At 47.1% G+C, this 16858-nt stretch carries 8 protein-coding genes; 6 read left to right on the top strand and 2 right to left on the bottom strand.

Going from position 1 to position 16858, the window contains the following annotated elements:
* Positions 1 to 136: 136 nt before the first annotated feature.
* Both uvrA and MKY35_RS23445 read left to right on the top strand, forming a co-directional pair.
* Positions 137 to 2998: an excinuclease ABC subunit UvrA gene (gene uvrA / locus MKY35_RS23450; protein ID WP_342444939.1), complete on the top strand. Its 2862-nt coding sequence runs from the start codon at positions 137 to 139 to the stop codon at positions 2996 to 2998.
* A 405-nt stretch (positions 2999 to 3403) separates the two neighbouring features.
* Complete coding sequence (locus MKY35_RS23445; protein WP_342444938.1) at positions 3404 to 4615, top strand: hypothetical protein; 1212 nt, start codon at positions 3404 to 3406, stop codon at positions 4613 to 4615.
* Between the two features lie 113 nt (positions 4616 to 4728).
* Here the strand turns inward: MKY35_RS23445 and MKY35_RS23440 are convergent, their stop codons facing one another.
* Positions 4729 to 6354 carry a nitrite/sulfite reductase gene (locus tag MKY35_RS23440; RefSeq protein WP_342425313.1) on the bottom strand — a complete coding sequence of 542 codons (1626 nt, stop codon included), beginning with the start codon at positions 6352 to 6354 and terminating at the stop codon, positions 4729 to 4731.
* Between the two features lie 359 nt (positions 6355 to 6713).
* Here MKY35_RS23440 and MKY35_RS23435 point away from each other — a divergent pair, with 359 nt between their 5' ends.
* From MKY35_RS23435 to galU, 4 genes are all read left to right on the top strand, one after another.
* Positions 6714 to 7958 (top strand): trypsin-like peptidase domain-containing protein, encoded by a 1245-nt coding sequence (locus tag MKY35_RS23435; protein WP_342444937.1) that lies wholly within the window; start codon positions 6714 to 6716, stop codon positions 7956 to 7958.
* 49 nt (positions 7959 to 8007) lie between these two features.
* Positions 8008 to 9921, top strand: a complete 1914-nt coding sequence (locus MKY35_RS23430) for a stalk domain-containing protein (RefSeq protein WP_342444936.1) — start codon at positions 8008 to 8010, stop codon at positions 9919 to 9921.
* Positions 9922 to 10686: 765 nt separating this feature from the next.
* Positions 10687 to 13197 carry a U32 family peptidase gene (locus tag MKY35_RS23425; protein WP_029514530.1) on the top strand — a complete coding sequence of 837 codons (2511 nt, stop codon included), beginning with the start codon at positions 10687 to 10689 and terminating at the stop codon, positions 13195 to 13197.
* A 195-nt stretch (positions 13198 to 13392) separates the two neighbouring features.
* Entirely contained in the window at positions 13393 to 14274 is an 882-nt protein-coding gene (gene galU / locus MKY35_RS23420; RefSeq protein WP_342444935.1) for a UTP--glucose-1-phosphate uridylyltransferase GalU, read from the top strand.
* Positions 14275 to 14358: 84 nt separating this feature from the next.
* Here galU and MKY35_RS23415 read toward each other — a convergent pair whose 3' ends face one another.
* Positions 14359 to 16812, bottom strand: a complete 2454-nt coding sequence (locus MKY35_RS23415; protein ID WP_342444934.1) for an O-antigen ligase family protein — start codon at positions 16810 to 16812, stop codon at positions 14359 to 14361.
* Positions 16813 to 16858: the final 46 nt, after the last annotated feature.

Genomic DNA, 16858 nt, shown 5'->3' with positions numbered 1-16858 from the left:
TAAAATGTTTGATTGCTTTGCTTTTAAAAATAGTGAGGGCGGCCTATGTGGTCGTTCTCTTTGCGATATATCACTTCCATGGGATAATCCAATGCGATATAGCATGACGTGAACTACGGCTAAGGAGATGAAACATTTGGCGAATGAAAGCATCATCATCAAAGGCGCACGCGCGCATAATCTCAAAAATATTGACGTGACGATTCCACGGGACAAGTTCGTCGTCCTGACAGGGCTTAGCGGCTCTGGTAAATCGTCACTGGCTTTCGATACGATCTATGCGGAAGGGCAACGGCGGTATGTGGAATCTTTATCTGCGTATGCCCGTCAATTCCTCGGGCAAATGGAGAAGCCGGACGTTGATTCGATTGACGGTCTGTCTCCTGCCATTTCCATTGACCAAAAAACGACAAGTCGGAATCCGCGTTCTACCGTCGGAACGGTGACAGAAATCTATGACTACCTGCGGTTGTTGTTTGCTCGGGTGGGTCATCCTCATTGTCCTGAACATGGCATTGAAATCACTTCACAGACCGTTGAACAGATGGTAGACCGCATTTTGCAGTATCCTGAGAAGACACGACTGCAAATCCTAGCTCCATTGGTTTCCGGCCGCAAAGGTGAGCATAAAACACTGTTCACGGATATAGCCAAGCAGGGCTTTGTGCGGGTACGTGTGAATGGCGAACTGCGTGAATTATCTGAGAAGATTGAGTTGGAAAAGAATAAGAAGCACTCGATTGAAGTGGTCGTAGACCGCATCGTAGTCAAGGAAGATGTGCGTGCGCGTCTGTCTGACTCTATTGAGACGGCATTGAATCTTTCAGGCGGGCAGTTGCTTGTAGACATTATGGGGCAAGAGGAGTTGCGGTTCAGCTCCAACTTTGCATGTCCTATTTGTGGATTCAGCATAGATGAACTGTCTCCAAGAATGTTTTCCTTTAATAGTCCGTTCGGCGCTTGCCCGGATTGCGATGGGTTAGGAGTTAAAATGGTGGTTGACCCTGATTTGCTCATTCCCGATCCTGAAAAAAGTGTGGAAGATGGGGCGTTTCAGGCTTGGAGTGGGGGAACTTCCACTTATTATCCTCAATTTTTACAGTCAGTATGCGAGCACTACGGTATTCCACAGGACATTCCTGTTAGTCAATTGACGACAGAACAAATGAACCTCATTTTACATGGAACGGGTGAGCAGAAGATCCGTTTCCGCTATGAAAATGATTTTGGTCAACGTAAGGAAGCCTATGTGACCTTTGAGGGGATTATCCCCAACCTGGAGCGTCGGTATCGTGATACGGCTTCTGAGGGCATACGTGAATTTATTGAAGGCTTTATGAGTGCAAAGCCATGTAACACCTGTAAGGGACATCGACTGAAAAAAGAAAGCCTGTCGGTAACCATTCAAGAGCGCAATATTGCTTATGTAACAGCCCTGTCTATCGGTGAAGCTTCGGACTTTTTCCATACACTGGAGCTGAGTGAGAAGGAGAAGTCGATTGCCAATCTCATTTTAAAAGAAATTAACAGCCGACTGGGATTCCTCGTTAACGTGGGTCTGGAATACCTGACTTTAAGCCGTGCGGCAGGCACGTTGTCAGGCGGTGAGGCACAGCGTATCCGGTTGGCGACACAGATCGGATCCAGTCTGATGGGTGTGCTTTATATTTTGGACGAGCCTAGTATCGGGCTGCATCAGCGGGATAATGATCGTCTGATTAGTGCTTTGGAGCATATGCGGAATCTTGGCAATACCTTGATCGTGGTGGAGCATGACGAAGATACGATGATGGCGGCGGACTATATCATTGATATCGGGCCGGGAGCTGGAATCCACGGTGGGATGATCATGTCGCAGGGGACCCCGCAGGAAGTCATGGAAGACCCGAATTCCTTAACCGGGCAGTATTTGAGCGGACGCAAGTTCATTCCGGTCAATACCGAGCGGCGCAAGCCTGCTGATAAGTGGCTGGAGATTCGCGGAGCCAAGGAGAACAATCTCAAAAATGTGAATGTCAAAATTCCGTTGGGTGTTTTCTCAGCTGTTACTGGTGTATCCGGCTCTGGAAAATCGACGCTGGTTAACGAGATTTTGTACAAAACGTTGGCGCGTGATCTGAACCGGGCGAGAGTACGTCCAGGGCAGCATAAAGAAATTCGCGGGCTAGAACATATCGAAAAGGTTGTTGAGATCGATCAATCGCCAATTGGCCGTACACCGCGTTCCAATCCTGCAACGTATACTGGTGTATTTGATGATATCCGTGACTTATTCTCGCAGACGAACGAGGCCAAAGTACGAGGCTACAAGAAAGGCCGCTTTAGCTTTAACGTTAAGGGAGGTCGTTGTGAAGCTTGTAGAGGCGACGGCATCATCAAGATTGAGATGCATTTTCTGCCGGATGTGTATGTTCCATGTGAAGTGTGCAAAGGCAAGCGTTACAACCGGGAGACCCTGGAGGTTAAATACAAAGGAAAAAGTATTGCCGATGTGCTGGAGATGACGGTAGAGGATGCGACGGAGTTTTTTGAAAATATTCCGAAGATTCATCGCAAGATCCAGACGCTGATGGATGTAGGTTTGGGGTATATCAAGCTGGGTCAGCCTGCGACTACCTTGTCTGGCGGTGAAGCACAGCGTGTGAAGTTGGCCTCCGAATTGTATCGTCGCAGCACAGGCAAAACCATTTATATTTTAGACGAGCCGACAACGGGTCTGCATGTTCACGATATTGATCGATTGTTGACGGTGCTGCATCGTTTGGTTGATTCAGGAGAAACGGTGCTGGTCATTGAGCATAATCTGGATGTGATTAAAACAGCCGATTATCTGATTGATTTGGGGCCGGAAGGCGGAAGTGGCGGTGGAACGATCTTGGCTACCGGGACACCGGAGCAACTTGTGAAAGTCGAAGAATCCTATACAGGTCGATACTTAAAGCCGATCCTTGAACGGGATACAGAGCGTAGCCAAGCGCTTCAGACAGTCGATCTATAGATACCGTTTAACGTACGCTTTAAAAGCCCTGCACAGGCAGGAAGGCAGAATACGAACTACTGTATTTATGCCTTCGCCTTGGCAGGGTTTTATTTTTTTTGTAAAAAAGGAAAACTTTTATCAAATTCCTGCGTTAAAGCATGTGACACGTAGTTTACCAAGCGCTGGAATAATAAATCTATACGTATATTCATCGACAGAAAGTCTCTGAGTAGTCTCTAAATTTTGGAGTTTTGGATGTTTAGGCTCGGACTTGAAGAGGTAAATATATAAATCGTCATAGCATCATACAAAGTTCCGTGCCCACGTGACACCATTACAAGTTGAAGCGAAACCGTCTCTAGTTTTATCACATCTAAGGTTCATACAACATCTCTGAGGAAGTCATGAAGGGAGCTGGAACGCTTGAAGGTTAAGCAAAGTAGAGTTTTACGTACACGTGTGTATACATGGGCAGCAGGAGCTGCTTTGGCGGCATGCTTGATGGGATATAGTGCTGCACCGTCCTATGCCTCCGAGGTGTCCGAGGCGTTTGTGCCCAAACAAGCCGAAATCGAAACAAGTGCGGCCATTGGCAGTATTAAGGATTTAGGAAACGCTGACAATTACATTCAACCCACAGCAAATGGTGGGTTTTTAACACTGAACGTCGAGGACGATACAGAAGCAAGTGTAGTACACGTCACATATGGCAAGCTGGACAGTTCTGTGGAGGCTGTATGGAAACATCAGCAGGATCTGAACGTACAGCCTGGAACAAGCAGCAGGGGAGTCCAGCGGGAGACGTCGGATGGTGGCTTGCTGTTTCTGATTGAATATACAAAACCGAACGGAATACGAGAGTTGCAGGCTTCACGATTGGGCGAGGATGGAAACACCTTGTGGTCCAAAACATTACCCACAGATGGCTTGATATCTCATGGGCAGGATTCTCAGGTTGGCTTGGAGCCACTGGAGGATGACGGTTTCCTGGTCTCCTATCTAAACCTTGCGGAACAGTCCTTCACTGTACTCAAATACACTGAAACTGGCGATATACAATGGAATCGAACGACGGCCGGAGTGACCTCGGGTTGGCTGGTCGGCAGTCACAATGGATATTATGTGCTTTTGAACAGCTCAGATGGTCCCGTGGGGGTACAAGCAGATGTATATGGTCGCGATATTCGTGACATCCATCTGGACTTGGGATCAGGTAAAGAAATTGCCGCAGTACGTGAGTTGCCGAGCGGTTATATTGCTGTAACAGGGCTTAAAGGAAACAGCAAGCGTACACAGGTGCTAAGTAATAGTCTGCAATTATTTAGCAATACAGAGGACTACGGGGCTGACCAGGTGTATCTGCCTGAGGAGCAGCTGTATGTCCAGTTCAGTGATCAATATGATCCACTGGGGAAAACTACGAAGATGCATGGCATCACCATTACAGGCTTGAAAGAAAACGGTACGAAGGTGTGGGAAACGAGGACTCATTATAAGGAGGACAATTCCTTCGGCATCCGGTATGATACGGGATTGATATATAAGATACCTTCAGGCTACGCGGTGGTGACATCTACAACAGGCGCTCATAAACCGACAGTGCTTGATTTTGCGAAAATATTGATACCGGAGTAATCCGGTGTCTTTTTTTGTGAAAAGTGAGAGAGACGATATTGCGGGGCTGTATGGCGATAAGAAACAGCCTGCTTGTATATGGGATACAAGCAGGCTGTTAATAGACCCTATATTTAAGATGCAACGTGGCTGGACTGTAAAATGGCAGACAGCTTTTCCTGGAAAGTCGGAATACCTACACGCTGTACATATGCGTAAAAGCTTTCGCCAGCGCTCCTGTTTTCTTTGTAGAACAGAATGAGCTCCGCCAGTACAGGTCCAACCTGATCCCCACGTACGCGACCTTTGAGCGCCTTGTTAAACTGGGCTCCTGCTCCAAGCGCTCCGCCGACAGCGATGTCGAACGCGTCGACCAAACCTTCCGGTGTCTTTATGAGCGAGCCTTGCAGACCGATGTCCGCAATATGCTTTTGACCGCAGGAATTTGGACAACCGATAAAATGAATGCGCACTTTTTCATCCAATTGTACGTGCTGATCCAAATACTCGGCAACGTCAACCGCCCGTTTTTTCGTTTCCACAATCGCCAGATTGCAAAACTCATTTCCTGTGCACGATACCGTACGACTCATAAAATGCTTGGGTCGTGGTGTCAGGCGTTGCAGCACGGGGGCTTCCAGTAGTTCATCCACTTGCTCATCCGGCACGCCGCTCAGCAAAATATTTTGCGACATCGTGGTACGAATCTGACCATCGCCATAGCGGTCAGCCAGTTCGGCCAGTTCATGCAACTCGTCAGCACTAAGGCGACCGACAGGCACGTTCAGACCGACATAGTTCAGGCCTTTTTGGGCTTGAGGGTGCACACCGTCAAAATAGGCGGCTTGCCAGCCAATCGTTTTGTCTTCACCTCGTCCGGGCATTTCACCGATGTACTCGGTGAGCTTAGCCAGAAATTTGTCTGAGCCCCAATCGGTAACGAGGAATTTCAAGCGGGCATGGTGCCGCTTTTCCCGATAGCCGTAATCGCGGAAAATGGTGGTGACAGCAATAGCAACCTTCAGTACTTCCTCAGGACGAACAAACAAATCCAGAGACTGTGCCATATGCGGCTTGGCGGACAAACCTCCACCAACCATCACATGGAAGCCGATCACTTCTTTTCCGTCGAGGATCTTGGTGGCCGGAGTGAAGGACAGGTCGTTAATTTCAGCCTGTGCATTGTTGTACGTATTACCGGAGATAGACATTTTGTACTTACGCGGCAGATTGGAGAAGTCTCGATTTAATAAGAAAAAACGGTTTACTTCATCTACAATCTCTTGGGTATCCACCAATTCATTGGGATCAATACCAGCCAGCGGATTACCGACAATGGTACGCGGGCAGTCTCCACAGGCTTCGAAGGAATACAAGTTGACTTTTTCCAGTCTTTCAAAAATATCGGGCAAGCTTTCGACTGTCAGCCAGTGGAATTGAATCGCCTGGCGAGTGGTGACGTCCACAAGACCGCGTCCGTATAGCGCGGATATGTCTGCCAGTGCATGTGCTTGTGCTGAAGTCATGATCCCTGTGTTGATGCGGACTCGCATCATGAAATGACCATCCTTGGGCTTTTGCTGATATACCCCAGCCCATTTGAAACGGTCCATATCGTCCGCAGAGATCGAGTCATAGCCCTCATTGGCATAGTTTTCGATAATGGTACGGATAACGTCGAGACCGTCCTTTTCCAGCTTGACTAACTCGAACTTGTTAAGCTTATCGGGATGAGCGTTCCAGATTGGTTCGTAGGCCATCCTTTTAACCTCCTTCATGTGCTTATTTAAACTTTAGTATTTTGGATAGAGGACTCACGATTTTATTCTTTATTTCCGACAATAAAACTAAGATATAATGTGATGGTATCATAGTTGGTTATGCCCGTAAACGAAGGAATGACCTAAACGGTATAACGATTATTTATCGGTTTTGCTTATTTTTTTGATATAAGGATTTGGAAAATTTATAATATAAATAGCATGAGAGGACAGGGAAGTAGCAAACGACGCCTTTTAGAAAAAGATAGGGCTTAAAGCGATTGTATACGTGTCCCCTCTATGGTAGATTTGGACTAACTGATAGAACAGGGTCATGTAAGAGAGGAAATGGTGAGTATATGCGTAAGATGGGGAAAAGGGCAGTTGTTCTGGCTTTGGGCAGCGCTCTATGTGTTTCTGGTACGGCAGGTGCAGCCAGCAGTGGGACTGCGTTAAAGGCCAAAGTCATTAATGGTGGGGTCTATGTTAACGTAAGCGATATGAATAAGGCATTAGGAACCAGCGGCGCATATAACAGCGCAAATGGTACATATACGTTATCGGCCGGTCGTGTGCCGCAGGTGGTTAAAAATGTATCTCCTTCTGTGGTCGGTATCATTGGCCGTTCAGACACGGGAGAGACCGTAGCAGGAGGAGATCGATACAACCTGGCTCACGGCACGGGTGTCATCATTCGTACAGATGGATGGATTGTGACGAATGCGCATGTTATCGAAGGATTAGGTGATGCCGTGGTCGTAACCTCGGACGGAAAATCTTACGGAATCACCGACAGCTACAGCGATCCGATCAGTGACTTGGCATTAGTCAAAATCAAGGCAAGCGGCCTCAAACCCGCTACCCTGGCAGCTTCAACGAACAGTCTACAGGTAGGTGAGCAGGTAGTGGCTATTGGTACGCCTATATCCTTTTCACTTCGTAATTCGGCAACCTCAGGTGTTGTTAGCGGGCTGAACCGTGGTGTCAACGCTGCTTATCGTTTGATCCAAAGTGATACCGCGATCAATCCTGGTAACAGCGGCGGTCCGCTGGTCAATCTCAAGGGTGAGGTCATTGGGATCAATACGATGAAATTCTCGGCGGTCGGCATTGAAAATATGGGCTTTTCGATTCCGTCGGATACGGTGAAATATGTCATCGGCCAATTTTTCAAATACGGAGAGGTTCGGCGCGCTAGTCTTGGTCTAGGGCTGGAAGAGAGCTGGTCAGCTATCGTCGGATTACCTACCGAGGATCCTTTGAAAGTTACGAAAATTACTTCAGCCAATGCCGTTCAGGCCAAAATCAAGGAAGGCGATGAGCTGTATAGTATTAACGGTAAGCGTGTAGCTTCCGCTATTGATGTCAATGAGCTGCTTAAAAACTATCAACCAGGTCAAACGGTGAGTGTACTTATGCAGTCGGACGGTGATATTGTGAAGCGCAAGCTGGTACTGACACAGGATAATGGTGAAATCTATGAGTCCATTCAGTCTGGAGAAGATAGTGAAGATTCGAACGGTTCGGAAGCCGCTGAAGATGGTGGTATAGCGCCTTCTAAGGAAACATCGGAGCCAGCTCAAGGGGCAACTACTGGAAAGTGAACAATAACGGTTCTTGAATCTATAAAATAAAGCTAAAGGGAGATTTACTGTGAAGCATATTCAAAGAAAAATGATGCGTAAGCTGGGGGTCGGCGCTGTCGCATTGTCCCTTCTGCTTTCCGCTTTGCCAGCAGTTGCAGCAGATCAAGATAAAAACATGTTGGAATTGCGTCTGCAAAGCGGCAGCAATACAGCCATCGTAAACGGCCAAAATGCCAATATTACGAAGCCCTATTCCAGAAGTGGTGCACTGATGGTTCCAGCTGGTGTATTTAAAAAGGCGTTTAACAGCAAAATTCGATTGGCTGAAGATAATGTGGTTAAAATCACCAGCGGAACTCATGTTGTATCGCTAACCGTGGGTAGCCGTACAGCGTGGGTGAGAGGTCACAAGGTGACACTTCCAGCTCCACCGGAAATGTCATCAGGTATTCTCATGGTGCCTCTGCGTCAAGTAGCAGAAGGGCTTGGCGGTAAGTTGGAGAAGAATGGTGCCGGAATCATTATTCGGATGGAAGCACAAGAAGAGGCAGGCACGGTAGCTGAAGAGACACCGAACATTGATAATGATGAGGGTAAGACACAGATCGGGAACAGTTACTATGACTGGTCTATGAACTATCCAACAGGGCTCGTCATCGGTCAGGGAGGTGGAGATGAGAGTATTTCCACATTTATGGACGAGAACAGTGCGTACTATATGGAAGTGCACACAGCGTCACAGCCGGTTCCACTGAATGCGGACGATCTGCTGCAACAATTGGTGCAGGCAGCCAAGGAAACGGGAGAAACTGTGATCGATCGAAAATCCTTCCCGAAAGCGAAGGTACCTTATGCTCGTGTCATTACGAAGGATGGGGACGGCGTGCTGTGGGAAAATCGTCAGTACTATGACAACGGACGATTGTATGTAGTTTATTTTTCCGATGCTAAAGCAACGAATTATAAAGATCTGGCCCAGTATGCAGGACTTTTAAATTCCTTCAAGACCTCTTTTAATGCGCAGGATAAAAGTATTAAAGATTTGTCCACTGTCGTAGGAGGCACACGCGAGGCCGGGAATCCAGACTACGGTGTGTCACTCAGCATACCCGCAGGCTGGAAAATGGACGATCAACGGATGCAATATGAAAGTAATGATGGATCGAGCTTCCGCATGAAAATAACCTCGGCTCCAGCGGATGGAAAGTTGGAGAACTGGGGCCAGCAACTGCAAAAATGGCTGAGCGATTCATTTGTGTCCACGGCTTATGAGGCACAGAAGACGTATCCGCTGGAGGTTGCAGGCGTTCAAGGGTTAGTACAGGAGTACCGCTATAATTTTGGCGATGGATGGGTCAAAGAGTACAATGTGCTGATTCAGCAAAATGGATACCGCTACTTGGCTGAATACGCAGTGCCTGAAAAAGTAAGCAAAGGAAATGATCAGTTCAACGCGCTCATTTCCTCGCTTCAAATCGATTTTCAAACCGTAGCGAGTAACTTTGGACAGTTGGAAGAAGACGACTATTTGACAGACAAAACGAAAACGGTCAAAAAGACGTCAAAAGCCTATGAATATACAGTGAATATCCCACGATATTGGACCGCGATTAGCGATCAATTTGAATTGGGCGATGTAGAGTACCAGTTTACCGGAGGACGTTTTTCCATCAAAATCGACAACGACCAATCATTTGAACTAACGGTATCCCAGCTCAAGGACTTCTACGATAAGCAAGCAAAGAACTACAAAAACCTCAAAGTTGAGGAAGTTAAGGACGTAACATTTGCTGGTGTTCCGGCAGTGTCCTTTACATTCCATCGTATCGAGGAAGGTATTGGCTACACAGGCCACCAATTGGTTTTAGAACGTGACGGAAAAACGTATACCGTGACAACGACATTGAATGATGCGAACAACACGGCTATTCAGTCTAACGCACTGGACTCGACGTTAAATTCGTTTAATTTTGTGAAGTAAGAGGGTGTAGGTAAGAGATTAGCGAGTTATGGTGAGAGCGCTACGCGTGCCATTTGATCCTACGATCGCTGTTGACCCGGGATTCTTGGATTGTATAAGGATTTAATATGTAAGAATCCCGGGTCAAAGGCGAACGCTGACGCTTCTACGGATTCAAATGGCCCGCTTCGCTGGCGCCGCCATAAGACCACCAATCTTTTGATGAGTGAGGTAAGCAGGGAAGAGCGAAGGCAGATATTTACGGTACTTAGATCAGCGAATACGAACCCCTTTTCTCGGATTCATTGTCTGGTACGTTGTTAGCGTCAACGAGGATACCGTATTCTAAAAAGGCTGGTGTAGCTTACTAGCGCTCTAAATTGCCTAGTCTTCATCACTATTTGGCTTCCTGCTCGATAGTACTGATTACTTCGTTGTTCCTCTTGTTTTATATGATTCTTCACCTCCAAAGTACCGTTTGACGGGAATGGGGGTGTTTTTTTTAGTAAGAGGATTTTTATGAGGAATCGCTTGGAAAGTGTAGAAGCTTGGGGCGCAGTCTGGTACACTAGATTAGTTACAAGATAAGAATAACTATGCCGCAAATGTTCGTGATGCGGATTTTTTGAGTTGGATGCCATTTATCCCTCGAGCCAGTGGTTCAGAGTGGGGATGATCGGATAGGATGATAATTCATAGGGCTATAAAATAAGCAGCATCGCTGCTCTGGAAAATAACGTTTAACTCAAGGTTAATCAGTTATTTCTCCATATAGGGAGGACAAAGATGAAATCAGTAGTACGAAGAGAAGATGTTGAGCTTCTGGCACCAGCCGGTGACTGGGATTGTATGCGTGCGGCGGTGGCAAACGGGGCTGATGCGATCTTTTTTGGGGTGGAAAAGTTCAACGCACGGGCACGGGCGAATAATTTCCGCATGGAGGAACTGCCTGAAATTATGGCGTTTTTGCATAGCTATGGGGTTAAAGGTTTTTTAACATTCAATATATTGGTATTTGAAAACGAGTTGGAGGACGCTAAGGAGCTGGTCGATGCCTGTATTGATGCTGGAGTCGATGCTTTAATTGTCCAGGATATGGGCCTGGTGAAAATGATCCGCGACATTTCACCGGATTTTCCGATTCATGGTTCTACCCAAATGACGATTACCTCGCCGGAAGCGGTAGAGTTTACAAAGCCGTACAATATGGAACGGGTCGTGCTTGGACGCGAAAACAACTTGAAACAGATTCAAAAAATAGGCGATCAGGCGAGACTTCCAATGGAGGTATTCGTACATGGCGCATTATGCGTATCTTATTCTGGCCAATGCCTGACTTCAGAAATGTGGGGCGGCCGCTCTGCTAACCGTGGTGAGTGTGCACAGGCATGTCGTTTGCCTTACGATCTGATGGTGGATGGAGAGCAGAAACCAATGGCGGATGTGACGTATCTACTGTCACCTAAGGATCTAGCAGCGATTGACTTGATGCCTGAACTGATCGACGCGGGTGTTGTTTCTTTTAAAATTGAAGGTCGACTGAAAACACCTGAATATGTGGCAAATGTGGTCAGCAAGTACCGCAAGGCCATTGATAAGTATTTTGATGGCGATACGTCCAAGACCAGCAAAGAAGATATCCGCGAGCTGCAGCAGAGCTTTTCACGCGGCTTTACGCACGGTTTTCTCGAAGGAACCAATAACAAGAAGCTGGTTGACGGGACGTTCCCGAAAAGCCGGGGGGTGTATCTGGGCCGAGTGGAACAAATCCTTCGTGATGGCGTAGTGTGCCGTATTGATGCACCACTCAAGCGTGGCGATGGTATTGTGTTCGATGCGGGAGATCCCACGCAAAAAGAAGAAGGCGGACGCGTATACGATATCCGTCGCAAGGGCGTGAAGATTGAAGGCGAAGCCGGAGAAGGCTGGATCATTGACATTGTAGCGGGACGCAACGATGTCGATCTGCGCCGTGTACACGTGGGCGATCGCATTTGGAAGACCAACGACCCGGCGCTGGACAAGCGTCTGCGCCAGTCGTACGACACGGACAAGCCGTACCGGGTCTTCCCAGTACATGTGCGGGTCAGCGGCTCCCCAGGACAACCGCTGTCGACATGGTGGACCGACGTGCAGAAAGGCACAACGGTCCGCGTGGACTCCGAGCTGGAACTTGAAATTGCCCAGAAGCGTCCGATGACGCACGAACTGCTCGAAGAGCAGTTCGGCCGACTGGGCGGAACGGTGTTCCAGCTGGAAGAGCTGGACGTCCATCTGCATGGGGACGTCATCGTGCCGATGCGCGAGCTGAACGGTATCCGCCGTCAGGCGGTGGAACTGCTCGCGGGCGAGCGCCCCAAACCGCCCGTGTACACGAAGAGGGCGGTCGAGGTGTATGACGATGCATCGACTCCGGCATCGTCTGTGGCACGCGGTCAGGCAGAGCTGACCGCGTTGTGCCGCAGCCTCCCTCAGGTGGAGGCTGCGCTCGAGGCTGGCGTGGAATTCATTTACGCCGACTTCGAGTTCATCAAGCAATTCCCGGCAGCCGTAGAGGCTGTGCACGCTGCAGGCCGCCGAATTGCGCTGGCGACCCCGCGTATTCACATGCCGGGTGAAAATGGCTACCACAACAACATCCTGCGCCTAAAGCCGGATGCTGTGCTGGTACGCAATCCAGGGGCATTGTATTTCTACTTGCGACATCGGTTGGAGAACCCGGACGCACACCATCCGCAATTGATTGGTGACTTCTCGCTGAATATCGCCAACCACAAAGCGGCTGATCTGTTCCTGGATTCCGGCTGCGACCTGGTCACGCCTTCGTACGATCTGAACATCCAGCAAATGGTTGATATGCTCAGACGCACGCGTACCGATAAGCTGGAGATCGTGATCCAGCAGCATATGCCAATGTTCCATACTGAACATTGCGTATATTGTACCTTTATGAGTGAAGGCACCGACTACACGAACTGTGGACGTCCGTGTGAGGACCATCGCGCATCCCTGCGTGATCGAATTGGTATGTCTCATCCGGTCCGTGTGGACGAAGGCTGCCGCAACACGGTATACAACGCGATTGAGCAATCCGGCGCGGAATACCTGTCCAACTTCCTAGAACTGGGTGTGTCCCGTTACCGCGTGGAATTTTTGGAGGAGACACCGGAGCAAGTGCATGAGGTTATTGATCTCTATAACCGTGCCCTGCGCGGAGAAATCAGCGGAACACAAGTATGGAAGACGCTGAAAGCAACGAATCAGTTGGGTGTTACACGTGGGCAGCTGGTGAAGTAAATAACTATATATTTGTTCGGGAGCCAGAAAGATTCCGGCAGCATAATATATTTATATAGAAAGCTAGTGATTGGAAGACATGTTCTCTTTGAGGGAAGATGTCTTCTTCTTTAATCTATTACAATAATTGACCTTCCTGTTATAATCATAGACAATATATCTTACCGTTATATTGATGACAAAGGAGTTTAACCTATGAAAATCCGTAAAGCGATTATTCCTGCTGCGGGATTAGGAACTCGGTTCCTTCCTGCTACGAAAGCGATGCCTAAAGAGATGCTTCCCATTGTAGACAAACCAACAATTCAATATATTATTGAAGAGGCTGTTGCATCTGGTATAGAGGATATCATTATCGTTACTGGTAAAGGCAAAAGGGCGATTGAGGATCATTTTGACTACTCCTTTGAGCTGGAGCATAATTTGACTGCGAAGGAAAAATGGAACCTGCTCAATGAAGTGCGTAAACCATCAGAGATGGCAGATATCCACTATATTCGTCAAAAGGAACCTAAAGGGTTGGGGCATGCCATATGGTGTGCACGTAAGTTTATCGGTGATGAACCTTTTGCCGTCCTTTTAGGGGATGACATCGTTGAGTCTGAGAATCCGTGCCTCAAACAGATGATTGACGTGTTCGATGAGTATCAGCGTTCTGTTGTAGGTGTAAAACAAGTGGATTGGAACGAGGTACATCGTTACGGGATTGTTGAAGGTCATGCACTTACTTCCAAAATCTCTGAGGCGGAACGATTAGTGGAAAAGCCAAAGAAGGAAGAAACCAACTCCAACTTGGCGATCATGGGACGTTATATCTTGACGCCTGACATTTTTGATATCCTGGGTCAGCAATCCGCAGGAGTAGGCGGGGAAATTCAACTGACGGACGCATTGTCCAAACTGGGAGAAAAGAATCCGATCCTGGCCTACGAATTTGACGGGAATCGCCATGATGTTGGTGAGAAACTGGGATTCATTGAAACAACGATCCATTATGCTCTACAGCATAACGAAATCAAGGATGAAGTACTGGCTTATATGAGACAGGTTATTAAAGAGATTGATCAGCAAAAATAGACATCTCACCTAACCTCACTTTATCAAAATAAAAAAGAGACTACCGGATGAATATAACATCATCTGATAGTCTCTTTTTTTTTACTATTTCTCCGATTTTAACTGAGCAATTTGCTCTTTCTCCTTCGGGTCGATAATAATTAGCTTTTCATACAAAGCTTTATCGTCTTGGCCCTGCTTTTGCAAAGCAGCGATGTAGTAACGGGCGACCTCACGATTCGTAGCATCGTTCAAATCATCCTTCAGGCCATTTTTCAGGATGTTGGCAGCCTCTGCAGACTTACCAGATACAAATTGAATCTTACCTGTATTCAACGCAATCGATGGCGTGATTTCCCAAGATCGGCCTGTGAACTGCGTAGGAGGCAAAGTCTTCAAATGAGCCATGCCATCCAGAATACGCTGATAAGCACTCATCCCGGCAGCAAAATATTTCTTCTCATGAACTGTATCCTTCGCCAAACGAGCTTTATTACCAAATTCAAATGCCTGAGTAATCAACAAATTGTGCCAATCCAGATCCCAGTTGAAGTTAGTACGGTTATTTTCTAAAATGGCAAATGCCTTATCATTGTTTCCTTTGGCTTGCTCAAGGCGCATTTTGATAAACAGCATATTTCTATTATACGGTTCTGCCTGCAGCCCCAGATCAACAATGGTCATACCGCCTGTATAGAACTCTTCGCGTTTGGTTTGCTTATAGACCTGATAATACATACTAGACAAACCAACAATTGAATCAATATGAGTTGGGCGCAGATTCAAGTCCTTATTATAAGCAGCTTGTCGTTGTTCGAACGAATTGCTGCTTTCCAGCGCTTTTGCTTCCCAGGCAGCATTGCTGGCTTGTAAAAAGCGCAGCCCTACAAACAGAAGCACAATACTGAGAACACCAATGACGATACTATAAATCGGACGGAAACCTTCTGGCTTCATCGCCAAGCGTTTTACAGGTTGTGCATCCATTGCTGCAGCCATACCCCCGAGTCCAATAAACACGAGTATACCCATGAACACATAACTCATATTAAAGTCCAATAGACTATGGAGCAAAATGGACATCGCCAAGATCAGGTAAAGGAAGTGGCTATCCCGATTTTCCTCATCGCTCTTGATGTAACCTTTAATGTATTTATAGAAAATATAAAGGATAAACGCCATAAAAATAATGAATCCAAGAATACCGGCCTCTACCAGATACTGCATAAAAAAGTTATGTGCCTGTGCGCTTGTGTAGCCATAGTCTTGATATTTTCCATACAGCGTAGCCCAACCGCCACCACCTGCGCCAATCAATGGATAATCAGCAATTAGCTTGGAAGCATCGCGATAAAAGGTTATACGTTCCAGCACACTATGCTGTTGGAAGTTGATATTTTCCAGACGTGTCTCCACATTGGCTGGTAGAAAACTTCGTAGTCCTGTACCAATGAGCAGGAACGCAATTACACCAATCACGACCACAGAGCCAACAGGCAGCCACAGATTAGAGAGTTTTCGTGAAGCCAGACCTTGCAGTCCTTTTTCCAGACGAGGGCTTAGGAAGCTTTGTACGAGCCATAAAACAAGAGCAGTCACAGCAGAAGCCGCAATGAGCAGTCCCCAGGCCTTGGCAGCTTCTGCACCGTTGTAGGTTTGAATAAGCTGTAATCCCCAATTTGTAATAGGGCTCAAAATAACAAGTGAAGCCACTCCGGCAATGGCGCAATGCAAAATCCACAAGATTTGCCGTGCAGGTTTGAAAAACAGAAGTAACAGGACAAATACAACAGGCAGCATAATAAGACCACCACGCGATAGAGTCAGGAACAGCGATACCAGAATAGGCACCAGCATAAAGGCGTGAGTTGCTTTTCCATACCACGTCTTTGACCTCATCAGACAAAAAACGGCTGCGAACAAAAATGCCATCAAGAATGCCGCATATGTATTCGCGTACTGGAAGACGGATGTGAGACGCGGACCATTAGTATCTATTTTTATGGCATCAACGTAGCGATTACTGCTTACCATTGATGAGAACCAATCCACGAGTCGTCCGGCCAATACCCACTGTCCAAACCAGTTGATGAGGCCGAAGCCTATAATAATATAAGCTACGGTCATAATCGCGGTTTGGATGATCTGGTTGCTCAACCGATCTCGCAAGGCGTACAATGTAATGATGAAGAACGAGGCATAGATGCACTGCACTACCACCATGTTCATTGCGAGATAATGAGAAGCAGCAGAAATCAATGAAAGCACGAACGTCAGCGGAAGTAAGATAACAAGCACCGCCAACCAGTCTCTTTGATCTTCCAATTTGAATTTCTTATAATAGGTTACGATTCCTAAAATCAATAGAATCGTGCTGATGATCAAAGCCCAATATAAAGGCTTCTCAAAATCGAGCATTTGCCCATTAAAAAGTGCAGCCTGGAAGGGGGCCCAAGCTAAAAACAGAATCATGCCAACAATTAACACCCAAAACATAGCCGGCCTTTTATCGTCACGGGTCGACGTTTTGGCCTGTTTCCCGTATACTGGATTCGACAAGGTTTACAATCTCCTTTTCTTGTAGGTAATGCTAGTATTTTAACAT

This window comes from Paenibacillus sp. FSL L8-0638, assembly GCF_038593075.1.
Lineage (GTDB): Bacteria > Bacillota > Bacilli > Paenibacillales > Paenibacillaceae > Paenibacillus > Paenibacillus polymyxa_D.
This window is presented reverse-complemented; position numbering and strand designations above follow the sequence as displayed.